Annotated in this window: 16 protein-coding genes and 2 pseudogenes; 5 read left to right on the top strand and 13 right to left on the bottom strand. The window is 45.8% G+C overall.

What is annotated here, in order from left to right; all coding sequences use genetic code 11:
* Positions 1–105: 105 nt before the first annotated feature.
* Positions 106–525, bottom strand: coding sequence for a hypothetical protein (locus BN4609_RS01320; RefSeq protein ID WP_068855016.1), 420 nt, complete (start codon positions 523–525; stop codon positions 106–108).
* A gap of 130 nt (positions 526–655) precedes the next feature.
* Between BN4609_RS01320 and BN4609_RS01315 the strand changes: the two genes are divergently transcribed.
* From BN4609_RS01315 to BN4609_RS01305, 3 genes are all read left to right on the top strand, one after another.
* On the top strand, positions 656–2,326 hold the full coding sequence (locus BN4609_RS01315) for a glycogen/starch synthase (protein WP_068855015.1): 1,671 nt from the start codon (positions 656–658) through the stop codon (positions 2,324–2,326).
* 9 nt (positions 2,327–2,335) lie between these two features.
* Positions 2,336–4,891, top strand: a complete 2,556-nt coding sequence (gene glgP / locus BN4609_RS01310; RefSeq protein WP_068855014.1) for an alpha-glucan family phosphorylase — start codon at positions 2,336–2,338, stop codon at positions 4,889–4,891.
* Positions 4,892–5,963: 1,072 nt separating this feature from the next.
* On the top strand, positions 5,964–6,941 hold the full coding sequence (locus BN4609_RS01305) for a PcfJ domain-containing protein (RefSeq protein WP_241033166.1): 978 nt from the start codon (positions 5,964–5,966) through the stop codon (positions 6,939–6,941).
* A gap of 308 nt (positions 6,942–7,249) precedes the next feature.
* On the opposite strand, the gene BN4609_RS01300 is transcribed toward BN4609_RS01305, so the two are convergent.
* The 4 genes from BN4609_RS01300 to BN4609_RS01280 all read right to left on the bottom strand — a co-directional run bounded on the left by BN4609_RS01300 (position 7,250) and on the right by BN4609_RS01280 (position 9,892).
* Positions 7,250–7,747 carry a DUF3408 domain-containing protein gene (locus tag BN4609_RS01300; RefSeq protein ID WP_241033165.1) on the bottom strand — a complete coding sequence of 166 codons (498 nt, stop codon included), beginning with the start codon at positions 7,745–7,747 and terminating at the stop codon, positions 7,250–7,252.
* Positions 7,748–8,016: 269 nt separating this feature from the next.
* On the bottom strand, positions 8,017–8,661 hold the full coding sequence (locus BN4609_RS01290) for a hypothetical protein (protein WP_241033164.1): 645 nt from the start codon (positions 8,659–8,661) through the stop codon (positions 8,017–8,019).
* Positions 8,662–8,682: 21 nt separating this feature from the next.
* A complete protein-coding gene (locus BN4609_RS01285) occupies positions 8,683–9,129 on the bottom strand; it encodes a DUF3408 domain-containing protein (protein ID WP_068855009.1) in 447 nt (148 codons plus the stop codon).
* A 4-nt stretch (positions 9,130–9,133) separates the two neighbouring features.
* Complete coding sequence (locus BN4609_RS01280; protein WP_068855008.1) at positions 9,134–9,892, bottom strand: ParA family protein; 759 nt, start codon at positions 9,890–9,892, stop codon at positions 9,134–9,136.
* A 747-nt stretch (positions 9,893–10,639) separates the two neighbouring features.
* Here BN4609_RS01280 and mobA point away from each other — a divergent pair.
* Both mobA and mobC read left to right on the top strand, forming a co-directional pair.
* Positions 10,640–11,059 (top strand): annotated as a pseudogene (gene mobA, locus BN4609_RS16845) (conjugal transfer protein MobA).
* On the top strand, positions 11,044–13,710 hold the full coding sequence (gene mobC, locus BN4609_RS17090) for a conjugal transfer protein MobC (protein WP_084791316.1): 2,667 nt from the start codon (positions 11,044–11,046) through the stop codon (positions 13,708–13,710). The pseudogene mobA and the gene mobC overlap by 16 nt, the downstream one beginning before the upstream one ends.
* 207 nt (positions 13,711–13,917) lie before the next feature.
* Here mobC and BN4609_RS17210 read toward each other — a convergent pair whose 3' ends face one another.
* From BN4609_RS17210 to BN4609_RS16030, 8 genes and pseudogenes are all read right to left on the bottom strand, one after another.
* Entirely contained in the window at positions 13,918–14,043 is a 126-nt protein-coding gene (locus tag BN4609_RS17210) for a hypothetical protein (protein WP_353888547.1), read from the bottom strand.
* A 130-nt stretch (positions 14,044–14,173) separates the two neighbouring features.
* The gene (locus BN4609_RS17205; protein WP_199658369.1) at positions 14,174–14,467 is read right to left on the bottom strand and encodes an IS1/IS1595 family N-terminal zinc-binding domain-containing protein; all 294 of its coding nucleotides are present in this window, start codon (positions 14,465–14,467) and stop codon (positions 14,174–14,176) included.
* Complete coding sequence (locus BN4609_RS16360; protein WP_068855006.1) at positions 14,370–14,642, bottom strand: hypothetical protein; 273 nt, start codon at positions 14,640–14,642, stop codon at positions 14,370–14,372. Before BN4609_RS16360 ends, BN4609_RS17205 begins: the two co-directional genes overlap by 98 nt.
* 72 nt (positions 14,643–14,714) lie before the next feature.
* Positions 14,715–15,545, bottom strand: coding sequence for a hypothetical protein (locus BN4609_RS01255; protein WP_241033163.1), 831 nt, complete (start codon positions 15,543–15,545; stop codon positions 14,715–14,717).
* A 696-nt stretch (positions 15,546–16,241) separates the two neighbouring features.
* Positions 16,242–18,668 (bottom strand): annotated as a pseudogene (locus tag BN4609_RS16830) (RHS repeat-associated core domain-containing protein); the annotation flags it as partial.
* 916 nt (positions 18,669–19,584) lie between these two features.
* Positions 19,585–22,626, bottom strand: a complete 3,042-nt coding sequence (locus BN4609_RS01240; protein ID WP_262503273.1) for a SpvB/TcaC N-terminal domain-containing protein — start codon at positions 22,624–22,626, stop codon at positions 19,585–19,587.
* A 557-nt stretch (positions 22,627–23,183) separates the two neighbouring features.
* Positions 23,184–26,048: a T9SS type A sorting domain-containing protein gene (locus tag BN4609_RS01235; protein WP_241033162.1), complete on the bottom strand. Its 2,865-nt coding sequence runs from the start codon at positions 26,046–26,048 to the stop codon at positions 23,184–23,186.
* On the bottom strand, positions 26,045–26,561 hold a 517-nt coding region (locus BN4609_RS16030; RefSeq protein WP_303645082.1), incomplete at its 5' end, for a SpvB/TcaC N-terminal domain-containing protein. The genes BN4609_RS01235 and BN4609_RS16030, both read right to left, overlap by 4 nt.

The raw sequence follows: 26,561 nt of genomic DNA, 5'->3' as shown, positions 1-26,561 counted from the left end.
TGAATTAGTTGGCTTTTAGCATTATCAGAAAATACACAGTTCAGACGGATGTAAGTCTTTGCGGTAGATTGTTAAGCCTCAATCGGTCATATATATAGTGCAATACTATTTCTTTTTGAATTTTATTTCTGTCGGAATCTTTACCCATTTCCGTTTTTCAACAATTTTTATCCGGCTTCCGTCTACTTGTTTAAGGATGTAATTACTCTCCTTGTCTAAAGTAAGTGTAGCCGTAAGATCTTCGCTCCCGTAGTCGTTTACAATCGAAAGTTTCGCAGTGTTGCTGTTTACAATCTTTGCGTCTGTTATCAGCCAGACCCTGCTGTCGTTATCCTGTCCGAAGAATCCCGGCAGTTCTCCGAATATTTCCTGTCGTGGTGCTGTTATGTTGTTGTCATAAAGATTTATCTTCATATACACATTGTATTCCTCGTTATACAGGTTGCACTTGAATATGGAGTCATTTTGAGAAAATACATTCATAGCGAGTGCAGACATTATTGCCAATATGGATATTCTTTTCATTTTCAGTCTTTTTTATTTTACAAAAATACCAAATTAAATCAAGAATACTCCCGTTTTATTTATTTTTATATTCATAAAAGTTGGTAATTTATACCAAAATGTGTACATTTGCAGACATATATTTTTTCATATGGCTAAAGAGAGTTTATTGTTCCCGGACTATTTGTTTGAGTCGAGTTGGGAAGTTTGTAATAAAGTCGGTGGTATATACACGGTTTTATCTACACGAGCGAAAACTTTACAGGAAAAACTAAAAGATAATTTGATTTTTATAGGTCCTGACTGTTGGGGCAGCAAGCAATGTCCTTATTTTGAAAGTGACGAGCGTCTCTATGCTGAATGGAGAATGCATGCGCATGAGGAAGGGCTGAATGTAAGGGTTGGCCGTTGGAAAATACCCGGCAATCCTGTTGCCGTATTGGTTGATTTCACTCCATTCTATGCAGAAAAGAATGATATATATACTCGCATCTGGGAACTTTACGGTGTGGACAGTCTTCATGCTTATGGCGATTATGATGAGGCATCTATGTTCTCATTTGCGGCAGCTAAGGTGGTAGAGAGTTTCCATTCGTTTTATCTTACTCCGGAAACACGCGTGATATATCATGGTAATGAATGGATGACCGGACTCGGATTGTTATACATCAACCACAAATTGCCGGAGATTGCAACTCTGTTCACAACGCATGCGACAAGTATAGGACGAAGTATAGCTGGCAACAACAAGCCTTTGTATGACTATCTGTTTGCATATAACGGTGACCAGATGGCTGCGGAACTTAACATGCAAAGCAAACATTCCATAGAAAAGCAGACAGCCTGTCACGTGGACTGCTTTACGACAGTAAGCGATATAACAGGCAGAGAGTGTGCCGAATTGTTGGACAGACCTGCGGATTTTATTCTGCCAAACGGTTTTGACAACAGTTTCATACCTAAAAGTTCGACATTCATGCGTAAACGCCGCATGGCACGCCGAAAGCTGCTTCAGGTCGCCAATGCGCTTACCGGGTGCAGCACGGATGATGATACACTGATAATATCGACGAGTGGCCGATATGAATTCAGAAACAAAGGAATCGACGTGTTCATCGAGGCTGTTAACCGTTTGAGGAACGATGATAAATTCAAACGTAGGGCGATAGCCTTTATTGAAGTACCGGGGTGGGTAAGTTCTCCTCGTGAGGATTTGTCTGCGCGCATTGGTTCAGGTCAGACTTTTGACACACCGCTTGACACGCCGCTGCTCACTCACTGGCTCAACAATATGAATGAAGACAGGGTTATAGGCATGTTGAAAGGCATGAATGTACAGAACAATGCCAGTTCAAAGGTACAGATTATTTTTGTGCCGTGCTATCTGACAGGTGATGACGGCATATTCAACATGACATATTACGATCTGGTGTTAGGAAACGATCTTTGCATTTACCCGTCTTATTACGAGCCGTGGGGATACACTCCGTTGGAAGCTGTAGCCTTTAAGGTTCCTTGTATAACGACAGACCTCGCAGGGTTCGGTTTATGGGTGAATTCGGTAAAGGGCAAATACGGAGAGATAGAAGACGGAGTCAAGGTGATTCATCGTAACGACTACAACTATTTCGATGTGGCTGAAACCATAAAGGAAACGGTGGAGGAGTATGCCGGATTTACTGATGCGGAAGTGAAATCATCCAGAGATAACGCAGCTTCATTGTCGAAGATGGCTTTATGGAGCAATTTTATCAAACACTATTATGCTGCTTATGATTATTCTCTCCGTGCAGCTCAGAAAAGAATGTCAGAAAATAACTAAAATATAATTATGAAAATAAAATCAGATTATGCCAACACTCCTCAGTGGAAGGAGTTGATTGTAAGATCAAGATTGCCGGAGCAGCTAAAATGCCTGGACGAATTGGCCCATAATATGTGGTGGGTATGGAATTATGAGGCACAGGAACTATGGAAAAGTCTGGACGAAAAGCTTTTCGAAGAGGTAAAGCACAATCCTGTTCTTCTTCTCGAACGTCTCAGCTACGACCGCAAGGAAGCCATTGTAAAGGATCATGCAATAATGAGTCGGGTGAAGAGCGTATACAAGAAGTTCCGTGAATATATGGATGTAGAGCCTGACCATTCGCGTCCTTCTGTAGCATATTTCTGCATGGAATATGGCTTAAGCCATGTACTTAAGATTTATTCCGGCGGTCTTGGCATGCTTGCCGGTGACTATCTGAAAGAGGCTTCGGACAGCAATGTGGATATGTGTGCTGTCGGATTCCTTTACCGTTACGGCTATTTCATACAGTCGCTCAATATGGACGGACAGCAGATAGCAAAATATGAGGCTCAGAACTTTGAGTCGCTGCCTATTGAGCGTGAGAACGATGCTGACGGCAATCCTATTGTGGTGGATGTGCCGTATATGAACTATCAGGTACATGCTTATGTGTGGAGAGTTAATGTGGGACGCATAAAACTGTATCTTCTTGATACTGACAATGAGCTGAACTCAGAATTTGACAAGCCTATAACCCACTCACTGTATGGCGGTGACAACGAGAACCGCCTGAAGCAGGAGATACTGCTTGGTATAGGTGGAATGCTGACGCTCAAGAAACTCGGTATAAAGAAGGACATTTATCATTGTAACGAGGGACATGCCGCGCTCTGCAACTTGCAGCGTCTGTGCGACTATGTCAAGAGCGGACTGAATTTCAATCAGGCAATGGAGCTGGTACGTGCTTCCTCCTTATATACCGTACACACTCCGGTGCCGGCAGGACACGACTATTTTGACGAGTCCCTTTTCGGGAAATATATGGGAGGCTACCCATCAATGCTCGGCATAACATGGGATGAGTTCATTGGTATGGGCAGGCAGAACCCGGACGATCATTCAGAACAGTTCTGTATGTCTGTATTTGCATGCAATACATGTCAGGAGGTTAACGGTGTCAGCAAACTGCACGGATGGGTGAGCCAGAAGATGTTCTCACCGATATGGAGAGGATATTATCCTGAAGAAAATCATGTCGGATACGTTACTAACGGTGTACATTTCCCTACATGGACCGCGCCTGAATGGCAGAAGCTCTATGCAAAATATTTCGACAAGAACTTCCTCAATGACCAAAGCAACGAAAGCATCTGGCATGGCATATATGATGTGCCGGATGAGGAGATATGGAAGACCCGAATGATTCTCAAGAAAAATCTTGTTGATTACATACGCAAGAAATTTACAGAGACATGGCTTAAGAACCAAGGCGACCCCGCACGTGTCGTGTCATTGCTCGACCGCATAAATCCTAACGCATTGATGATAGGCTTCTGCCGCCGCTTCGCCACATACAAGCGTGCCCATCTGCTGTTCACAGATATTGATCGTCTTGCCAAAATCGTGAACAATCCGGAGCGTCCTGTACAGTTTATATTCTCCGGAAAAGCACATCCGGCTGACGGAGCCGGACAGGGACTCATCAAGAGAGTGTTCGAGATAAGCCAGCGTCCTGAGTTCCTCGGCAAGATTATATTCCTTGAGGATTATGACATGCAGCTTGCCCTCCGTCTTGTTTCAGGTGTCGATATATGGATGAACACCCCGACACGACCGCTTGAGGCTTCAGGTACGTCAGGCGAGAAAGCCGAGATGAACGGTGTTGTCAATCTGTCAGTCCTTGACGGATGGTGGGTTGAAGGCTATCGGAAAGGTGCCGGATGGGCACTGCCGCAGGAGCGCACTTATCAGAACCAAGGCTATCAGGATCGTCTTGATGCAGCCATGATTTACAGCCTGCTTGAAAATGACATCGCACCGCTCTATTATAACCGCAACAAGAAGGGATATAGCGAAGGCTGGATAAAGACGATAAAGAACTCAATTGCAACAATTGCGCCTCATTATACCATGAAGCGTCAGTTGGATGATTATTACAGCCGTTTCTACACAAAGCAGGCTTCCCTGTTCAAGAAACTGTCTGCCAACGACAATCAGCTTGCAAAGGAACTGGCACAGTGGAAGGAAACTGTTGCAGAGCGCTGGGATTCAATACATGTGGTATCGAAAACCGACTTTGTAGTAAGTGGTGTAGAAACCGGTAAAAAATACAGTATGCAATATGTGATTGACGAACAGGGACTTAATGATGCTGTCGGTCTTGAATTTGTTTCTGTAAAGACCGACCTCAACGGAGAGGAGCGGATTTTCAATGTTCGTGAGTTCAAGATGGTTGGTCATGAAGGCAATCTTTATACGTTTGAACTTGAATTCGAACCGGATGTCTCAGGTTCGTTCAAGGGATGTGTAAGGATGTTCCCCAAGAATGAGATGCTGGCTCACAGACAGGCGTTCTGCTATGTAAAGTGGCTTGACTGATATAGATTGCAATTAATATTAATTATAAAAGCATCGGATATTTGCATCCGATGCTTTTATATTTTACGGACACCCAGTTTTTATATTCAGTTTTCACTTGTTTTATTCCGAATCAGTCATTTTGCCACATTCGTATTTCGTATAGCTTACTTGTTTTTTATGTTTCTGGTTTTGTCGAGAATGTATCGTATTATACAGGGCAAAATGGGAAACCGAATGGCGACAACAGTGCAGACAAGAGATGAGAAAACTGACACGCAGACATGAAAGATTGCATGTTCCGGAGCTATAACTTCATTATAAAAAATGAAGTTATGCTTTTTTAACAACATGGACAGATGTGATGTATATGACTTATTGCCTGGAAACGTTATGTATTAAATACAGAATACATGAGTATTATTTCAAATTTTACAGACAAAACAGAGGTCTCCAATCTCTCGGAAACAAACTAAGCATATGTGCGATAGAGTGGAATAAGACTGTACATTCGTGTAACGTCAAGTCGCTGAGAATCGTATTTAAACAAGCAGACATATGTCCAGATACGAATATGCGTTTTTTAGACATATAAGCATAAGTAATCGGATATCATTCTATTATATGTTCTCTATAATAGAAAATGAAATTTTATTCGACGGAAAAGGCTTGTTTATATGACGGAAAGTACGTATTTTTTTATAAGTGATTGAGAATGAGATAAGTTTTTATCTCATAAAAAGAAGAGGTTACGAATTAGAAATAAACAGAATGTAGCATCCTGCTGTGATTTGCATAACCATCCAAAGAACTCTTTCGGTTGCAAAGGTACGATATTTAATCGGGGATAAAGAATGTTTTAAGATTTTTTATCCTCGATTTTTTACTNTGTCTTGACCACTATGCCTTTCAGTTGAAGCACGGACAGACCACTTGCATGGACTGCGGACACACTTGGACTACGGACGAGGATGCGGACAAATGTGTCTGCCCGAAGTGTAAGGCAAAYTTGGAAGTGCAGCGCACCAAGCGACAGAAGGCAATGTCTTCTACRTATTTCAGCGTACTCACRGAGCGCAAGGGACTYCAACTTATGCGAGCATTTCAGATGAAAGCCTATTACCGCAAGGGACAAAAGGCAGACATRTWTTGTTGGGAGGTGYCACGCTATTGGATGAACGAYAAAGGCAAGGTGGAGYTTATGGCACGCAAGCGCACAATGGGTATCTATATGGACACGTTCTGCTACGACTCCGACATTGAACTGCGCAYGGACAACACCACCTATCAGCATATTGCTTCATTTCCGGTCTGCCCCGATATGAAAGTRATTCCTCAGATATGGCGCAACGGCTTTGACGGAGCGTTTCACGGCATCGAACCGCTTACATTGTTCAAGGCGATGCTGACAGACCACCGCATCGAAACGATGATGAAACAATGRCGTTACGGACACGTCCACCACTTCATAGACCATCCACGGCACTTGGAAACTTGTTGGAATGCCTACAAGATWGCCAACCGCAACCATTACCTTATTACAGACATCGGCAAATGGGCGGACTACATCTGTATGTTGGTYGAAATGGGCAAGGACATKAGAAGTCCACATTACATTTGTCCCGACAACCTTGAAGCCGAGCACGACAGAATATCCGAGAAAATCAGAGRKAAGAAAGAAAAGGAGCGCACCGAGGAGGAGATACGCAAGGCATTGAAGAACGAGGACAAYTTCAAGGAAATGAAGAGCCGTTTCTTCGGTTTGATGTTCACGGACGGCAATATCGTGGTGAGAATGCTTGAAAGCGTCAYGGAGCACGTTCTTGAGGGRAAGGCGATGCARCATTGCGTAGGCAGCGGTACAAACTACTCACTCAATCCCGACTGCATCATCTTCTCAGCAAGAATAGCCGAACAAAGGGTTGAYACCGTGGAYTTTTCTCTCGAACAGATGAAAGTCGTACAATGCCACGGACTACAGAACAAGGACACCGAGCACCATGCRGACATCATCAACTTYGTGAACAGCAATGCAAGACTTATAGAYCAYCGWATGGTTGCAACGACATGAAATCCATATCGGCGGAGCGATGAAAATTCGTTCCGCCACTTTCTTCATGAGCCGAGGAGCGGAAAGAAAGTGGCAAAGAACCGTTTTTTCCTTATCTGCGATGCTTGCAGAATAACAAAGGACAGCCCAAATCAAAAGGACTGTCCTTTATTCATAAATCGTTTTTTTCTGTTCCTTGGGAGATAGTCCCATCTGGCGATTGACACTTTTGCTTACTAATGCGGCATGATGCCGTCCTYTGGATTCAGTGGCAAGCTGAGATTTTAGCCGTAGTCTTTCTTTTTCATTGGCGTACTCTTAATTTATTGTCAGAGYCGATACGACTTGAGACCTTCATCGAATGCAGCCTTGATTTCGGCTGCATAGGCATTGAAGTGTTCGTTGATGATGTTATCCACATAACTTGCAATGGAAATCTTTCCCTTGCCTACGATACTGACAAATTTAGTCACACGCTCATGAATGTCCTCGCTGATGCCAACATGTCTGCCATATCTTGCGGTAAAACCTGCATTTGCCATGAACTTACCGACATACTGCTCAGCACGCTCTTTCTCCATTCTGTCGATTGGCTCAAATTCACCCACATCATAATTCTCATATGCTGCATCTTCATCAAAACACTCCTCCTTGTCGGAAATAGTTGACGYTGTACGGTCTTGAAATGTCTCTTCAAGACAAGCGTCAATCTGTTTCCCAGCTTCCTCCATTGTCTCTTCATAATTTCTCATGAAAGCCTCATACAACTCCTTGGCATCTGTCGAAGTGAGTTGTCCTTTACCACAGTTTTTTGTTTTGTCTGCCATAATCATTCTTTTAATTGTTATACAAATTCTCTGCWATTGAAATACTTGTTGACTATTGAAAATCCAACCTCAACAGTTTTTGTCAGATACCTGACATATGCAATTCCATCAACGCATCTATTTTGCGTTTAATAATCTTTGAGCGTTCTGCGATTTCWGCTTGTAGCTTTTCMCTGTCCATTTCRGAGAATYTTTTGKCCACATGTGCAAATCTATCCTTTGTTGCATTGTTRTCTTCTGTTCTTTCCATAATTCTCCTTATTAAATTGTTATACAAAGTCGAGGATATTGAAGTCCTCTATACTGTCTGGCACCTTAAACTCTTTCTTTGGCTTGGAAATCTCTACAATCTTGTGAGTTTGCAAGTAGAAGGTGACGTAATCATGGATGTTCTTCTTGCACTCCTCGCTGTTCTCCATGAATTTCTCATAGAATTGGTTGCCATCCATCTCATGGAAAACCTTGCCTGCATGTCTTTTCTCCTTGTCCGTTGCTTTCGGTGCCTTGACGGTATTCACAGCTGCGTCAATGTCCTCAAAACTTGACCCTTTGGCTTGTGGRACATCGGCATCTRCCTCATTATCAGAATATTTCACACCAATATCTTCTATGCGAACATTCGTAAACACYTCATCAAGCTGTTCGTCAGAAATCCGTGCCGTACTCTTTGGAGAATCGTCAAATGTCACGTCATTATCCGATACGGACATGGATTCTGTTTGMTTTTGTTCCGTTTCTTCTTTCTTCCGCAGTTGGGACAKTTTGAAAAGACTTTTGCCTACAAGTGCCATCGGGTCGATAGGRGGTTTTTTCTCCTTTTCCTTGCCGTTCGCAACTTCAAGGAGCAACTTGTTGTAAAAATAGATAGTCCAAACATTGAATGCAGCCAAGACTATCAAGAATATAGTTTCCATTGTCATGCTTGTRCCTTTTTGTTACACATTCCAATCGTCAATCTCTTTTCTCAGCAAGCCGTTGATTTCTTRCTGGTTCTCTTCAAGATGTCTCTCAAGAATAAGGTCGATGTAACCACCGACTGTCAACTCATGCTTTGCGAGCACACTGACTATTCTTGAAATTCTCCTGTGTATCTCACGGCTGATATAAACGCATTGACGAGTCTTTATCTCGTTGCGTTTGAAGAATGCTGCATCGTAGCTTTCCGAAGATGCCTTGGAAGGCTTGCGTGAAGTTGACGGTTTGTCGGTCTGCGAGCGTTGTGGTTTCTTTCCCGCCTCTTCTTTCTCTTCGGTATCCTTCACTGGGTTTGGGGAAGCTCCGTCAAGAATGGATGCCGTTGTCATGCCAATCTTGCTCTTGCCTATAGAGGCAATGAGCAGATTTTCATCTATTGRGTCAGTGTTGATTTTTCTGCTTACCATAGGCTCATGTCTTTATGATTTCACAAATCTCGTCGGACAACTCCTTGATGCCACTCCCTCGCAACAGGTTTGGGTCTGATGGAAAGATGGTGGAACGGAACACTGCCTTTCTGTTCTCCGACAGCTCTCTTCTGAAACGTTTGCTGTCTGGCAGTCGTGTGTTGAGAACCGAATAGTCGAGAGACTTGAACATACCTTCATATACATCATACAAACTCGTMCGTTCTCGTTTGTCAACCATTGTCCAAAAGAAAGCAAGTTTCTTGGTGACCGACCAACCCRGTGTCAAAAAGTTGTCGTGGAACAACTGCATGAAGCTCATTGCGCTTTCTACAACAAAGCGGTCTGCGCTGACGGGTACAAAGATGTAATCCATCTGAGACAAGGTCTTCATGACGCCCTCACTTTTGATAGTCCCAGGCATGTCAAAGAAGATGAAGTCAAGTTTAACCTCTGTTTCATTCAACACTGTCTCTGCGTCGTCAAGCGCATTGACWGCATTGCTTCTCGTTACGCTGAAGGACTTCTTGCCCAGCTTTTTGAAATGCTCACAGGCTTGCGCCTTGAAATAGTCGCTGCTTTTGATGAGTTCCAGTTCCTCGTCTCGCAGGTCTGCAAGGTTGTATTGTGGCTCGTCACAGTCTATGACCGRCACATTGTAACCCTTGACATTGTGAAAGTAGTTGGCTACAAGAGCCGTGATGGTGGACTTTCCTATTCCGCCTTTCTGTGTTGCGAACGCAACAAATCTTGTCTTACTCATATCGTTAACTTTTTAAATTGTTGATTACTCGTTTCTATGATTTCCTGCCAATTCAAAGATATGAACACTTTGATGTCCATGTCTATCGGTCATTGCTCCATTATGGAGACCTTGAACTGTTGCAATGCTTCATCATTTCCATACGACAGTACGACAGTGAATCAGTAAGTCTGTACGTCAGTGGAGCATCATGGATGCAAAGAGACGCTGCAATAGTGACAGYCTTATTCGTTGCTGCAAATGCTTGTTTCATRATATTTTCAAATCATTGGTTCAATGTTTCGGCTGRAAAATAACAACGAAATTTCCYYAAAACAATGGTTTTCAAATCCTGTGGCAGCATGTTGCCGATAGTTGCAGTGGTTGTCTGGGGTYGCATTGTACAGGGGCGCATTTTTAGCCGTAATTTTGCACCCGAAAGGCAAAGCYATGGATYGCGCATCCATATCGTTCCGASAAGAACAAGGCTTGATGRTCCGCAAAGGACAAGATTTCCCGAACAGCTCCCATTCGGGATGGGGATTGCTTCTTACAAAGGCTAACTCCAATCCACCCTAAGCGGATTTTTATGTCCTCAAAGACATAGCAAGGTATGTTTTGAGTTACTCAAAACCTTTGGAGTTACTCTCCAAAGACCTTGCCCTGCCGGGTTGGTAGCCTCTCCGAAGTCGGGCTCCCCATGTTCCAATCTGACGATAGTTTGTGCAATTCCATTATTGCCGCATGTACCACTTAATCCATTTTAATATGAACACAGAAAGAAAACGAGGGGGACGAATCCCCAAGCTGAACCCGAAGTCGCACCATGTGATGCTTCGGTTCGACGATGACGAGTGGATGAAATTCCTCYTCATGTATGAGCAGACTGATGTGAAGGCYAAGGCTGTCTTTGCCAAGGCACGCATCTTRGGCGAYCCGTTCAAGGTGRTGCGWGAGGARAAGACYCTGGTGGAATACTACACCAAGCTTTCRTCTTTTCACTCGCAGTACCGAATGATTGGCAACAACTARAACCAGYTTGTCAAGGAACTCCGTTGTCATTTCTCAGAGAAAAAGGCGATGGCTTTGCTCTARAAGRTGGAGAYCTGCACCAGGGAACTGGTCTCTCTTACCCGTGAGATTGTTGAACTAACCCGTAAGTTTGAGGAAAYATGGTCGCAAAGATAAGTTTCGGAAGTTCATTGTATGGCGCACTGGCATACAATGGTGAGAAGATTAACAAGGAAGAGGGAAAGCTCTTGGCWACYAACAAGATCTTCGATGATTGTTCGGGAAAGACYAGCATCYCCAATGCCTTGCGTGATTTCCAGCGATACCTTTCTCCGCARATCAGAACYGAYAAGCCTGTCGTGCATATCTCCCTGAATCCGCATCCTGATGATGTGCTGACGGATATGGASATGGAGAACATCGCACGGGAATACTTGGAGCGCATGGGATATGGCAACCAGCCATACATGGTTTACAAGCATGAGGACATTGACCGTCACCACATGCACATCGTMACCATCCGYGTGGATGAYAACGGCAAYTGCTTGGATAGCCGATACAACTACCATAAGAGCAAGGCTATCACTCGTGACTTGGAGATGAAGTACAATCTCAACAAGGCAGACCGCAAGCAACGTCGATTCGACAATCCACTTCGTAAGGTGGATGRAAGCCAAGGCAATGTGAAGAAGCAGGTTGCCAACACAGTAAAATCTCTCTGCGCTACCTACAGGTTCCAGTCCTTGGGCGAGTACCYTGCACTTCTCTCCTTATATAATATATCCTTGGAGGAAGTCAGAGGCGAAGTTGGCGGTCGTGAGTATCATGGTTTTGTCTATTCTGCCACGGACGGACAGGGCAATAAGGTTGGAAATCCTTTCAAGGCTTCCAAGATTGACAGGTCTGTCGGAGTGGAGGCGATAGAAAAGCGGTTCGCTTATTCTGCCAAGAAGTTCAAGGAGGACAAGAAACTCTCCGAGATGACCAAACATAGCGTAGAAGCAGTCTTGAAGCAGACGTACCATAAGGATAAGTTCATAGAACTTCTGAAAGCAAAGGGCATTGATGTTGTTTTCCGCCATACAGCTGACGGCCGTATCTATATTTGGACGGTTCTTGCTGTTGGCTTCTTCTTGTTCTTCCTCAACTGGTGGATATTATTGTTGCCTATATCTWATTTGGGCAATGCCACGCTGTACATCTTTACAATGACAGCAGGTTATATCTGCCTATTGATGGGTGGACTGTGGATGAGCCGACTCTTGAAGCACAACCTCATGGAGGATGTSTTCAATAATGAGAACGAYAGCTTCATGCAGGAGACCAAACTAATGGAGAATGAGTATTCCGTCAATCTGCCAACACGTTTTTACTATAAGAAGAAGTGGAACAAAGGTTGGATTAACGTGGTCAATCCCTTCCGTGCCTCGATGGTGCTCGGCACGCCGGGTTCGGGTAAGTCTTACGCCATTGTGAACAACTATATCAAGCAGCAGATTGAGAAAGGCTTTGCCATGTATATCTACGACTATAAGTTCCCCGATTTGTCAGAGATAGCCTACAATCACCTGCTTCATCACTTGGATGCCTACAAGGTAAAACCTCAGTTTTATGTCATCAACTTCGATGATCCGAGAAAGTCGCATCGGTGCAATCCTATCAATCCCGCCTTTATGACGGATATATCGGATGCCTACGAGAGTGCCTATACTATTATGCTCAACCTTAACCGTTCGTGGATTCAGAAGCAGGGAGACTTCTTTGTGGAGTCGCCGATTATCTTGCTGGCTGCCATCATTTGGTTTCTGAAGATATATGAGAAAGGAAAGTACTGCACCTTTCCCCATGCTATCGAGTTTCTGAACCGTCCTTACGCACAGATATTCCCGATACTCACTTCTTACGATGAACTTGCCAACTATCTTTCTCCCTTTATGGACGCTTGGGAGGGAGGAGCGCAGGATCAGTTGCAGGGACAGATAGCCAGTGCCAAGATACCGCTTTCACGAATGATTTCACCAGCCCTTTATTGGGTGATGACGGGCGATGATTTTTCGCTTGACATCAATAATCCCAAGGAGCCGAAAGTGCTGGTTGTAGGTAACAATCCCGACCGCCAGAATATCTATTCGGCAGCACTTGGTCTGTATAATAGCCGTATCGTGAAGCTCATCAATAAGAAGAAGCAGCTCAAATCGTCTGTGATAATCGACGAGTTGCCGACTATCTACTTTCGTGGGTTGGATAACCTTATCGCCACAGCCCGAAGCAACAAGGTCGCCGTGTGCTTGGGTTTTCAGGACTTTTCGCAGCTTACCCGTGACTATGGCGACAAGGAGAGCAAGGTAATCCAGAACACTGTAGGCAATGTGTTTAGCGGTCAAGTTGTGGGCGAAACTGCCAAGACACTTAGCGAACGCTTCGGAAAGGTGCTACAGCAACGGCAGTCCATGACCATCAACCGCAACGACAAATCCACCTCCATTTCCACGCAAATGGATAGCCTTATCCCGGCAAGCAAGATTTCCAACCTCACACAAGGTATATTCGTGGGTGCGGTGTCCGATAACTTCGACGAACGCATCGACCAAAAGATTTTCCATGCGGAGATAGTGGTGGATAGCGTCAAGGTGTCGGCAGAAATGAAAGCATACCAGCCTATCCCAGTGATAGTGGAATTCAAAAACGAAGATGGCTCCGATAATCTCAAAGAGACTATCGAAGCCAACTATCGTAAGGTAAAACAAGAGATACTGACGCTGGTTGATTCGGAGATTCAAAGGATAAAAAACACCCCTGCCTTGTCCCATCTCATTCCAGACAAGTAGTGCAAACACGGATTGGGTATTGTGGTTGCGGTGTTATGATTACGGACCGTAGCTATACCCACAGGTAAATCCTTATGATAGCTGTTAGCACTGATAAACTGCGGCTGTAACAAATCGTTTTCGGTTCAGTCGTTTCAGGTGGATACGAAGTGTAAGATTGTGCCACTCGATATGGTTGGTAGAACGGAAAACGGTACGGTGTATTTTTCAGCTGATGAGATAACTGTATTTTTTCAGTTTATCGGTGTAAATCATTTTGGCTTTGGACAGAAAAAGACTTTGAAGCACAACAGACAGAGTACGGTTGGTACGTCTGCCCACTTTAAAAGCCACAACCTTGCGAGTTTCTCTATCCAAGGCGTACACTAACCAGCGCGGATGATTTTTTTACCGATAAAAATGCGCATCTCATCCACTTCGTAGGTCTTGCCTACAGAGGTAGGTGGCTGCTTGATATTGCTTACTATCTGCAAAATCTTCTTAAGCAAGGTGGTAATGAAATTCCCAATATTCGTGCCGTACTGCGAATACCCAATCCCTCTTTGGTCAGTTGAGTGATTTTGGTGTCAGAGTTAGGAAGATAGGCTTTGTATGTGTAGTCAGTAATAAAACGCTTCTGGCAATGTTTGCATCGGTAGCGTTGTTTACCTGTACTACTTTTACCACTTTTGATAATATTGTTTGAGTAGCAATGTGGACATTGAAGCTCGACTCCCAATCTGGAGCATAAAGTGCCGAAGCGTTCTCGTATATTCATTTTCTTTGTTTTGGGTTACAAATATAGCAAAAGGCAGAGAATCTTTCCCTGCCTTTACGCCTAATCTTTTAAAAATCACATTGATAATCAGATGATTATTACAACAACTCCCGATTTGAAGCATTACCCATCTTATTCCATATTTAATTCCGCCAACGGGTAATGTTTTTTTCATTTTCGTAATCCTTTCAAAATAACAGTTCTTTCGCTTACTGGAATTTCTTTACGTCTTTTGGCCATTACCGCATTATCTAAATTTTAAATATGATGTTACGCTCATTCCATCCGTCATTTTATATTTCCCAAAATTGGTAAACTCAATGGTATCAATCTTGTTATCTTTTAATTTTAATATGATCATTGTTATATCACAGTGACTTAACTGCTTCAATGATTGGATATATTGTTTATCTACCCAAAGAGAGCGAACCGCTTCTGGATGTATGACGCACATTACCTTATACTCTGTTAAGGTTTCAAGTGGGATTATTCCCTCTATCCCCGCTTTTCTATTTAGCACTTTGATAGGCATACCCACATATATGGGGAGACCAATTAACCTATTTGTCTTCAATATACCCTTGGACAATTGATACGGAGCAGATTTTATTGGTATTTTTTCATAAATAAGAGTATCTGATGAAGATGTGGCATAAAATCTTATTGGAAGATCATTGTCAAAATTAAGATTGTACCTTGAATATACCTTCCTTGCTCTACTTTTTGATCTTATTGATAATATATTCGCCCCAAAAAATATTGGGTTATCGGATATAACTACCAACGTATCATTAATCCCTAACACAAGATACAACCTGTTTTCTACACTTTTCTGGTAGTATTCTTCGTCTTGGGGCCAAATCCGGATACCATAATATGTTACATTGCTCTGAGAAAAATTAGTTGTTATAGAATCTGTTAGTTCATTATCTTCAGAATTTAGAGGACTACAGATTGGCGACTTTACTTCTAGTGCGTCTGTTGATTCATCATTTTTATAATTCAATGAGACTCTCGAAGAGCCAAGACAACAGCTGCACATAAATACATACAATATCAAAGATAAGGACTTCTTCATTTTTAGAGTGTTCAAAAGTTAATTAAAGGTCTGTGTTATTGAAAATCTTCAATAACACAGACTTACATAACATTATTACTTTTTCCTTGATTTAAGAATTAGGGTATGTTTAATTGGAGCATTAAAAGTTGCCCCTTCTCTATTATAGGTCCTACTTTTAGGTCGATACGAAAAATGTCCTATGGCTCCCAAAGCATTGTCAAAGTTTCTTGATGCCGTTTTTGATTCATCAGCATTATAATGGATCGTATTTCCATTAACAGAATACCCAGAGGATAAAACAAAGCATCCTTCTGTCCAAGATCTTGGATTTGTTCCTCCATAGTGGAATCTGATTCCTCGCTTACTTACGTTTCCTCCAACTCCAGGTTTTATCCATTGTGATCCAGCCGTCGGATTAATTATTGGATATGTTCCATCAGGAATCCTTCGACCACTTCCGTTCTTTGTACTTGGCTCTCCTCCTGGAGCAACATAGAACCCTGTGCCATTATCTGCTTCTCCAGATATATGATACACTCCTAGTGTATAACTGTCTTTTGTTTCACCTATTTCCAAGTTTAACAAATTCACTCGCTTCCCATGCTCTCCTTGTGAAAATTCATAGGTTTCTTTTTTATCTCCATTTGCGACATTAAAGACGTCATTTCCATCAGCTATTATGGGCGCATCTATCTTCCATTTTTTATTAACATAGGATATATTTATTGTGTCTGTGCCAATAGGATCAATAAAAGTAATTGGATTATAGGTATACGCATAACTTGAATTTCCATAATTCTTCTCTTCCAATATATCCGTACTAATCCACAAACTCACCCTCGGGTCATAGTACCTTGCTCCATAGTAATACAATCCCGTCTCCTCATCGAATTCCTTCGCATTGAAAAGATAAGGCGTATTCCAAATATTATTGCGCTCCTCAATGAACACCTCACCGAAAGGAACATACTCGATATGCTGCACCACCTCGCCGTCAAGGTTGGTGATGTAACTACTGCTACCCAAATGGTCTGGGTGGTAGTAGAACTGCATCTTCTCGTATGCGTCGCTCTCTTGGAAGTTATTCTTCATTGCTCTTGCCATTACACGTGACTGCGCTGCCTCCAAACTGCCGTCATTGCAGCAGAAGCCCTTGCCATCGACATAGTCGTTGTTGTCCTCGCCATTGTACGGCACTGCAAAGGTTGCATAATTATCCTTAATAACCTGCAACTGCTGGACATATTTTTGCTTATAGTCAACAGAAAGTCCATCAGTCTCACTACCTGCATACTGAATGCGGCGTGGGTCAGAACCATAAGAGTCGAAGTCACCAATCTTGCTGACTACTCGCTGACTGCCAATATAGATGTGCTTGGTGTAACGTCCGCCTTGGTTGGCAACGAGGTAAGGAGATACATAGAGTGAGAACTTGGCTGTATTCGTGCGACCTCCTGCAAACTCTGAGTTCACATAAACTTGGTCACTCTCACCTGATGTCTTCACCGTACGCTCACCGTCTGCATCATACCAATAGTTGGTCACAAAGCCGTTATCATCAGAAGCAAGGAGGCGGTTCTCCTCGTCCCACTTGAGTTTGCGCTCTGTAGTCTTTTCATCAGATACTCCATCCTTCTTTGTACGGCTTGTATTGACATAAATAAGATTACCATTTGCATCATACTCGTATGCGTGATTGTTGTTCACGTTCTCGCTTTCGGATGGTGTCTCCTCTGTGCGGTAGTTAATATCCTTCACATTGGCGAGTTGGAACTTCTTGCCAGTGTCAGTGCCGTAGGTGTATGACAAATCATAGCCAGCATTCAAAGTGCCATCAAACTGCACGTTGTTCTGCGTGAGAATCTGACGCTTCGAGGTGATGCGGTGCATATTGTCGTAACCCATCGCAAGAGTGTAGCTTGCGGTCTTGTTGTCCGCACCAGTATATGTACCTGTTGCACTGACAAGACGGTAGAGGGCATCATATGTATAGGTATGCGCCATCTGTCCGCCAGCCTTTCCACTCTGTGGGACTGACGCACCGTTTACCACGCTGAGCACATTGCTCACCGCATCGTAAGTGTAAGCGTTATCCATAATGGTGTTGCCACCACTATTCACAGTGAGGTTCTGCAATCTGCGACGCTGTGGGTCATAGGTGTAGAATGTCTCTGCACCGTTGCAATACTTCAAGTATGTGCGCTGCTCGAACTTGTCATAGCCAATCTTGCTTACATAATCGTAGCCGTATGACTTGTAGCCATGAACCTTTTCAAGCTGACCACCGAGATTGTAAGAGTAAGTGATTTTCTCCTCATCAGGATAAATCATCTCCAACAGACGGTTGTGGCTGTCATAAGTCCATTGCGTCACATAAGTTGCTATCGCCTGGTTGGGCACAATCATCGTGCGACGAGTCTTGGTGACTTCGCCCATCTTGCCATAGAAGTATTCGATGGCACCTGTTCCGTCCTCACGGAGCATCAATCTGCCGATACGGTTCTGAGAAGCGTTGCGACCACCATAGTAATACTTCACGTTGTTCTCTGGGTGGTCTGGGTAGTTGATACCTGTCAGACGCAGATAGTCGTAATCGTAGGTGATGAACTTGCCTTCCTTTGCAAGGTTGGCAGTCTGCTTGGTCAGCACATTGCCGAGCGCATCATAAGTGAAACTTGTGATGCCACTTGCAGGATGGTTCACCTCAGTACGGCGGTCACCCATGTCGTAAGTAGAGGTCGTTACATTGCCCTCCGTGTCGGTGACACGAACAAGACGCTGTATGCCGTCATATTCAAACGAGGTGGTTATCTCACCGTCAGGACCGCTCTTCTGGATGGTCTTCAAGGTCTTGCCACTGCCATTGGTATGGGTTGCCTGCACATTATGAAGTGCATCCGTTACGGTTGTAACGAGAGTATGACTGCCGTTGTCAACAGTATAGGCCGTAGTTGTCGTAGAGTTGTCCGGCAATGTCACTGAGGTAGCACGGTCGAGCACGTCATAAACAGTAACCGTTGGAGATACATTGTCAAATGACTTGTTGAACGTTGATTTCGATCCAGTTCCTTCCGTTGTAGGATAGAATGCCTTTGCCACACGTCCGAAAGCGTCATACACGTTTCTTCCGCTGACTATCATSACGTTRTCATCCTTGGCAGAGTTGCCCTTTGCTGCACTTGTCACAACACCGTCCTTCTTCACCTGAACGGCTCTTCCGAAGCCGTCAACGAAWGTAACGGTCTCCAAGTCATCGTTAGGATGCTGGATGTCGTAGTGCTTGGTCACMGCGTATGCAGGAGCGGTAATGCCACTCTCACCAAAGGTAGCCAAAGGCTGATATTCAAAGGCGATGGCATAAGGCACGCCTGTAGCCAACTCGTTAGGACCACGCACGCCAGTGATGCGACCGAGGTCGTCAACATCAGTCTCYTAGTAGAAGTTGTTGAGGTCYCGATGCTCCTTGGCWATYCCATAGCGATAGTCAAAATTGCCTTGCTCGCTGCGGTAGCCCCACGCATCGTCAATGCGCTCAACATACATGTTCATCTCAGGCTCATAGCGGTACTTGTACCACATYCGCTGTCCCTTGCCGTTGGCAGGGAGYGTCTTCTGGATGATGTTGCCGTAAGAGTCGTACTTGTAATCAGTAACTGCCGCACCGTCATTCAACTGCTGTGTAATCTGCGTGATGTGGTTGGCGTAGTTGGTATTATACTTCGCCGTCACATGGTGGTAGAGTGAGCCGTCACCGCCTGTAACAGTCACATCAACAGGAAGTCCGAAGATGTGCTTGCTTGCATTGTCGGTATATTTGATAGCAGTCGCATAATCGAACTTGCCGTTTCCGTCCTCGCCAAGACTGCCCTTGTCGCTGTACTTGTAGGACTTCAACTCACCATGATAGCCATTAAGATAATACTCATTCCAAGCCTCGGATGTAACCACACCGTTTGCCGCTCCCTCATACTGCAAGTTTGCCGTATAGCGGAGAGGAATGAATGCAGATGCACGGTCACTCCAAAGGTTCACGTCACGCTTTGCGAACGTGTACTTGTCACCGTCGGCAGTCAGATAGTAGCTGTCGTAACGGTTCTTTGTCTCNGGCAATGCCATAGCGATAGTCAAAATTGCCTTGCTCGCTGCGGTAGCCCCACGCATCGTCAATGCGCTCAACATACATGTTCATCTCAGGCTCATAGCGGTACTTGTACCACATGCGCTGTCCCTTGCCGTTGGCAGGGAGAGTCTTCTGGATGATGTTGCCGTAAGAGTCGTACTTGTAATCCGTAACAGCCGCACCGTCATTCAACTGCTGCGTAATCTGGGTGATGTGGTTGGCGTAGTTGGTATTATACTTCGCCGTCACATGGTGATAGAGTGAGCCGTCACCGCCTGTAACAGTCACATCAACAGGAAGTCCGAAGATATGCTTCGCTGCATTGTCCGTGTATTTAATGGCGGTTGCATAGTCAAACTTTCCGTTTCCGTCCTCGCCAAGGCTTCCCTTGTCGCTGTACTTGTAGGACTTCAACTCACCATGATAGCCATTGAGGTAGTACTCATTCCATGCCTCGGATGTAACCACACCGTTTGCCGKTCCCTCATACTGCAAGTTTGCCGTATAGCGGAGAGGAACGAATGCAGATGCACGYTCACTCCAAAGGTTCACGTCACGCTTTGCGAACGTGTACTTGTCACCGTCGGCAGTCAGATAGTAGCTGTCGTAACGGTTCTTTGTCTCCGTGTARTTGTTGCCGTTGGCATCCTCTACYGATGTGGCGGTAACATTGCCCTGCGTGTAGTAGTTGGCTACATCGTAGTTCTCAACAGCCTGTCTGTAAACAGAATTGCCTTTCTCCGTGTCGAGGTTCTTGGTGATAACCTCACCGAAACCGAGGAACTCACGTTCATGGCGGTCACGTTTTCCGTCCTTATACTCAAAGGCAGTTGTCATGACTGGACCATCGTCATGGATTCCGTCGTCAATCGTCAAGGCAGACATTACCCACTTGCCACCAGGAAGACCGTAGGTCGGAGTGGTGTGGGCATAGTCCAATGTGAATGTTCCGCCCAAGGAATTGGTGACTGACTTTAACATGTTGGTTCTGCCAATGGCAGAGCGTGTAACCTTCAACTCGCTTTCCTTCTCAGACTCAACGATGTCAAGATAACCATCACCATCCACATCCTGCAATGAATAGGTCGGACGGTTGATGCTGTGGGATGTGGAAGCGCCAGGGTTGGTTGAAATCTTAACCACCAATAGCGGAATTGTTACAGTGAAGGCAGCATTTGCAGATTCCGATGTGGAAGCCGCTTCACTCAAAGCATTAACGCCCTTCCAACTGATAGGCTTATCAAAGCCATTACCTGTGTTGAGTGCAACAATGATACCGTTATCGCTCTTCCACACCTTATCAGGAAGACCGTCAGAATTGATGTCGATAAGGTTGTATTCCTCTTCACTCTCAGATGTTACAATGTCTATACCTGCGGAGAAACTGCCAGAAGCAATATTTATGCAACCTCCAGCTCCAAAATTATAAGAAAGACTCTTTCCTCCCTGAATACGGTCAAGCCCCCAATCAATAGGCTCAGTAAAGGCATAGCCAAGATTTAATCTTACCTTCTTGTCGGAAAGAATCTTGTCAGGAAGACCATCACCATTGATGTCTATGAAAGCCTCGACAGATTCATCTGTATTCTTTGGCACACTACCTGATATAGATAATTGTGCCAACCAAGAGTTTTTAAGATTTTTCAGAGAAGCCTTGCTACTTGGAATCAAATTGGCAATATCAGATACAGATGATATAGGATTACCACCATATCCCCATGCTTGTGAAGCATTGTCTGAGTTGTTCGAGCCGATGCCCTTGTAGATTTCGCCACTCAGTCCACCCAATGAATTGGTGTATTGGATAGTACCGCCAGCGATGATGTCAGGGAAGCCGTCACCATTCATGTCCATCATGGTGACCTCAGTCTTGGCGCTACCACTTGCATCGTTGTGCGTGATGCCAAGCGCGCCGCCTTGCACTACCGTGCTCTTGCTTGAAACTACTTGAGTTACTGCCGCAGCACCAGTACCTTGCAAATGTTCTCCTGCAAGTCCTGCCACCTCGGTATTGTTCTCCAAAGGATTAGAGAGAAGAACATCCTGCTCGGTCAGTCGGGCTGTACTTGCCTCCGTTGCCGTGAGATAGATGTCCTGTCGCTGACCGACCCATTTGTCCATGGAAGTCTGGTCTGTACCCAATGGGGTGAATGCCATCGTGAGCGGATCAACCTTATCATCCTCGTTCTCCGGCAATTTCAGCAATGACTCGTCAATAGGCTTGGCATATCTGCCCTCTGCCGCATTATAGACAAAGCCACCCCAACCTTCAAAGAGTACAACGGTGTGCGGTTCCTGTCCWGCATTACCTGCGTGAACCTCCTTCAGATATGCAGCCTTGGCCTTCAAGCCGCCACGCACATCCTCATCCACGATGTCATACACATATTCTATATAGTCACCGTGGAGTTCCTCGACACGTTTCAGCTTCCATTCGGCAATCACCTCACGGGTATTGCCCGAAGCATCYGTGACATTGCCCTTTACAACAGCTCCGTCACCACCATAGATGTACTTGACACCCTGCTTGTCTGTAACCTCCCAATAATAGTTGGCAGGACTGTCACCCTTGCGGATGATACGGCTGAAATCACCGCCTTGGCGGGTGTAGAACTGGCGGTCAGCCTTTCTGTRCATCTTCTCGCCACGGTGTGCGACTCCCATCTGTCCGTTGTCYTCCATAGTGGAGAGCATTGAACCGGACAAGAGATAAGTRTCCGTCTCTTTTGACTGGTCATAACGAGGCACGCCCCACCGGGTGTCAAGCGTAATGCTTGGCACYCTGACGTTCCAACCCTCGCCAAGCCAACCGCTACCGCCCTCGCTGCTGTACTGCAAGCCAAGGCTTGGCTGCATACCGTTTCGTGCTGGCGGCATCTCGAACGGATACTGCAGGTTGGCAGAGCCACGGTTGTTTGCGCTTGGKGGTGCTATGACATTMAMCTTCGCCGTKGGGTCTGCCGCCTTGATGTCGTTCATCATCGTCGGGGCAAAGCCTTCGGTCTGCGGTGACTCCGGGGCCTGTATCACGCCGTTGATCATGTCGGTGAAGTGGGTCGTCTTTGAAACGACACACTCTTCCTTCTTGTCCACACGCACACGRTCCAACGCAACCCAYTGCTTCTCGGCCGGGTCGTAGTAATAGGTACGGATGTCGTCCTCGGTATAGCCGCTTGGTATTCTCGTGCGGTCATACTTTATCTTGACAGTCGCYCCCTCGCCTGTGAAATGGGTTCCGTGAGGGAGAAAACGGTAGCCATGTCCTCCTGCCGTGACGTTGGTCATGGCAAAGTCAAGCTCAGGAACYTTCTCCTCTCCGATAGAGTTCACGGAAAGGCTTCTGTTCCGAATGAGGTCTTTCTGAAGAACGACCAGTTTGCTACCTCCTACGGAGATACTGTCAGAGACACCCTTCTTGAAGAGTTTTCTCACGGCTGTCCCGTCCTTTGCCGAAAGGGACAGTGTGGCGGCAAGCAGTAAAACCAATGCCCACGCCACCTTCTGTATATAATTCTTCATGCGTATCTTCCTTTAAGTTACTTTACTGAGATTTTCCTTGTATGCTCCCCATTCTCGGAGATTGCCTTCACGACATACACACCCGATGCGGGAACCTTGAAGTCGGCRTGCTTGACGCTTTCGRCTGTCATTTGGCGTGACACTACCAGTTTGCCTGATACGTCAAACACCATCAATGTGGCTGCAGKAGGCTTGTCCTGTGTGAGTTTAGCCTCGTAGATGCCTGTKGTAGAACCGTTGCCCTTGACAGTGAAATCCTCGTCTTCTCCAGAAATGAAGGWYTTGTCAGCCTGTCTGTCCGAGCTYCCCACATGGTTCTCCCTTGCCTGTGTTCCGTTAGGCATACTTGCATCACARTCGCTGCCGACATAGACGGTCATCGTTGTCGTACACTTCTTGGGTGTTTCTATCTGCACGTTGCCCCTTGTGGTGAATGAGGTTACAGGCGTACCGTTTACGGTAAGYTCMGTGATATGRGTCTCGCCCTTTCCGTACTTGATGCAGAACCGCCATGCACGAAGTGACCAGACATATTCATGATGCACGGTCTGTCCGTTCAACTTGTATGTGACCTGCATATTGCGGACWGTAACACTGAGCACATCGCCKGGCTTGATGGTGACATATTTGGTTAGGCTTGTATATCCACCGGTTATGATATGCGCCTTGTCGCCCCGCACGTCGAAGCCATATTGGGTGATCTCGTCCGTGAGGCTTGGCTCCAATCCCACACGGTAGTTTGATTTTGTATCGTTCACCGTCCATGAGATGTCGCCAGACAGATAGGTCCTGGTGTCATGRGAGTATGAGGTGTAGAGTGCGTTGCCAGTGGCATAAATCTCGTTGCCTCCACCTTGTGATACGGACAGCGCATAGGCYCCMGGGGCAAGATTCGTGATTCTATGCGTGTCACCGAAGAATGTTCCTCTGGCAATGGTTTCTCCTTTTACTTTTCCTGCAACGGTGTCAACGCTGAGCACATAGGAATAGACTGGTGTACCGATGTTGATGCCGATGTCGATATACCCGTCATTGCGTGGAACTCCATTCTCGCAACTTGACGGCGTAGGAGTGGCATCATAGGAAATGCCGTCATAATAGGCGAATGTGAACACATCGCTTCCGCTTCCGTCTGCATCCCATAGGATATTGCGGAATATGGTCTTGCCCCTCGTCATATCAGGCTTGGAGCATCTTATGTTGCTATTGCTGTTGATGTCGAAATCACCTTCACCGCTTGGGTCTATGAGCATGACGGTACGCTTGCGGCAATAGTCCGAGAACTCCCTGTCCGGRGTGAGGTCATAGCTCAACTCTGCCATATAACCGACATCATCTATTCCTCCTGTRCTCAAGCCTGCCATGTTCAAGGCGGACTCTGCTCCTTCCGTTCGGATAATGCCCACATTTGTGTCTGTGTCAGTTGCATCCGAAAGGGATATGGTTCTTGRCGCACTTCCTGTTCCGTCAACACGCAGATAGATGTTTTTGCCTTCCTTGCGGATYGAYATGTCCGTTCCGTCAACATCCGTGGCGATGTATGAATTTGAGACCGCTCCGTTGYTGATCGGATAAACAACTCCAGCATTGGTGAACCGGAATCCATACTTGCATGTGCTGCCACCGATGCTTCCGAAGCCAACGTCAAAAGTCGGGTGACTTGTCGGACAGGTGAACTCAAAAGCACCGCCACCTCCAACAAGGGCTGGGGTCGTGGCATAAGCTCCGGAAGRGGCTTTCTCTTGGATGATATTGTCAGTAAAGCCATTCCTTGACACTTCAAYTCCTTGCGCAGTCCATCTTGCCACTGTACTGTCGGGKTTMGACGGCACGTTGGTCTTGACCATCCATGTACGTTTCATGACATGCCACAGGGAATCTGTAGGTGAMGTATATGTTGCAAGTGCCACATCATCGTCGCCCCAGAAAGTYAAGCCTCTGTCCGGCATCGGATTGCCGTTTTCACGTCCCATGACAAGCAGACGGGAAGCGGATGAAGGGTTGTATGGATTTGCGTCATGATAAGTTCCGTTCTCCTTCAAGGCCGCATACACCGGACTTTCCTCATATGATGTTGCGGAAAGCGGTTGGGAGAGACTTCCTGCCGTGTCGGTTCCAACAGCTGTGACCCTATGGTGGTAGGCTTGGTTCTCCGCCATGTCCCAAGTCAGGTTTCCGTCGCTGTCAAGATACGAGCCTTTGAGGGTGATGCCGTACTTTACCGCCAGATAGCTCTCCACTTTTCTGCGCTCATCGGGTGTAAGCATCCTGCTGAACACAATAAGCTCAGGYGCATATCCCCGGATGGAAGCATTACCGAAGAGCGAGGTCGGGAAATCCGTACCGAAACTGCCAGAGGTGGAAGGGGTTCCGATGAATAATGTGGTGTTGGAGTTGTCTCCCCACAATGTTGTTGAAGGATTGCTTACCTTGAAGTAGGACACAACTCGCAGAGCGCTTTCCTTAAAACCGTTCTCGGACAAAGAATCYCTTGARTGATAAAGCAGGTCTTCACCCGATGCTGAACCATAYTCCAGTGGTTCAACACCTCTACCCCTTACGGCTTTGTCCTTGCTCAGAATGGCTCCGTCGCCCTTGCGGCCGTCAAGAGCATAGACAACCATATCCTTGCCGATGGTTGCCAGTTCCGGTGCAAAGACACCGATGACGGTAGCCTGCGAGAGGTCGCCGTGCTTGAGGCTGGCACTCAGGCTGCGGAATCCGTCTGCGAGCCAGAGACTCGGATTGAAYTTGAAGTAATGGACTGAACTGTTCGGAAGAGTAAGTTCAGACTTGACGCCACGGCTGTCCAATAGCATCAGCCGTATGGAATCCCCAGAGAAATCCTGCCAACGGTAATAACCTTGCAGGTCTGAGTTCAATCCGTCTCTTTTGACTGGTCATAACGAGGCACGCCCCACCGGGTGTCAAGCGTAATGCTTGGCACGCTGACGTTCCAACCCTCGCCAAGCCAACCGCTACCGCCCTCGCTGCTGTACTGCAAGCCAAGGCTTGGCTGCATACCGTTTCGTGCTGGCGGCATCTCGAACGGATACTGCAGGTTGGCAGAGCCACGGTTGTTTGCGCTTGGAGGCGCAATGACATTGAGCTTCGCCGTCGGGTCTGCCGCCTTGATGTCGTTCATCATCGTCGGGGCAAAGCCTTCGGTCTGCGGAGACTCCGGTGCCTGTATCACGCCGTTGATCATGTCGGTGAAGTGGGTCGTCTTTGAAACGACACACTCTTCCTTCTTGTCCACACGCACACGCTCCAACGCAACCCAATGCTTCTCGGCCGGGTCGTAGTAATAGGTACGGATGTCGTCCTCGGTATAGCCGCTTGGTATTCTCGTGCGGTCATACTTTATCTTGACAGTCGCGCCCTCGCCTGTGAAG

The organism is Leyella lascolaii, assembly GCF_900079775.1.
GTDB classification, from domain to species: domain Bacteria; phylum Bacteroidota; class Bacteroidia; order Bacteroidales; family Bacteroidaceae; genus Prevotella; species Prevotella lascolaii.
This window is presented reverse-complemented; position numbering and strand designations above follow the sequence as displayed.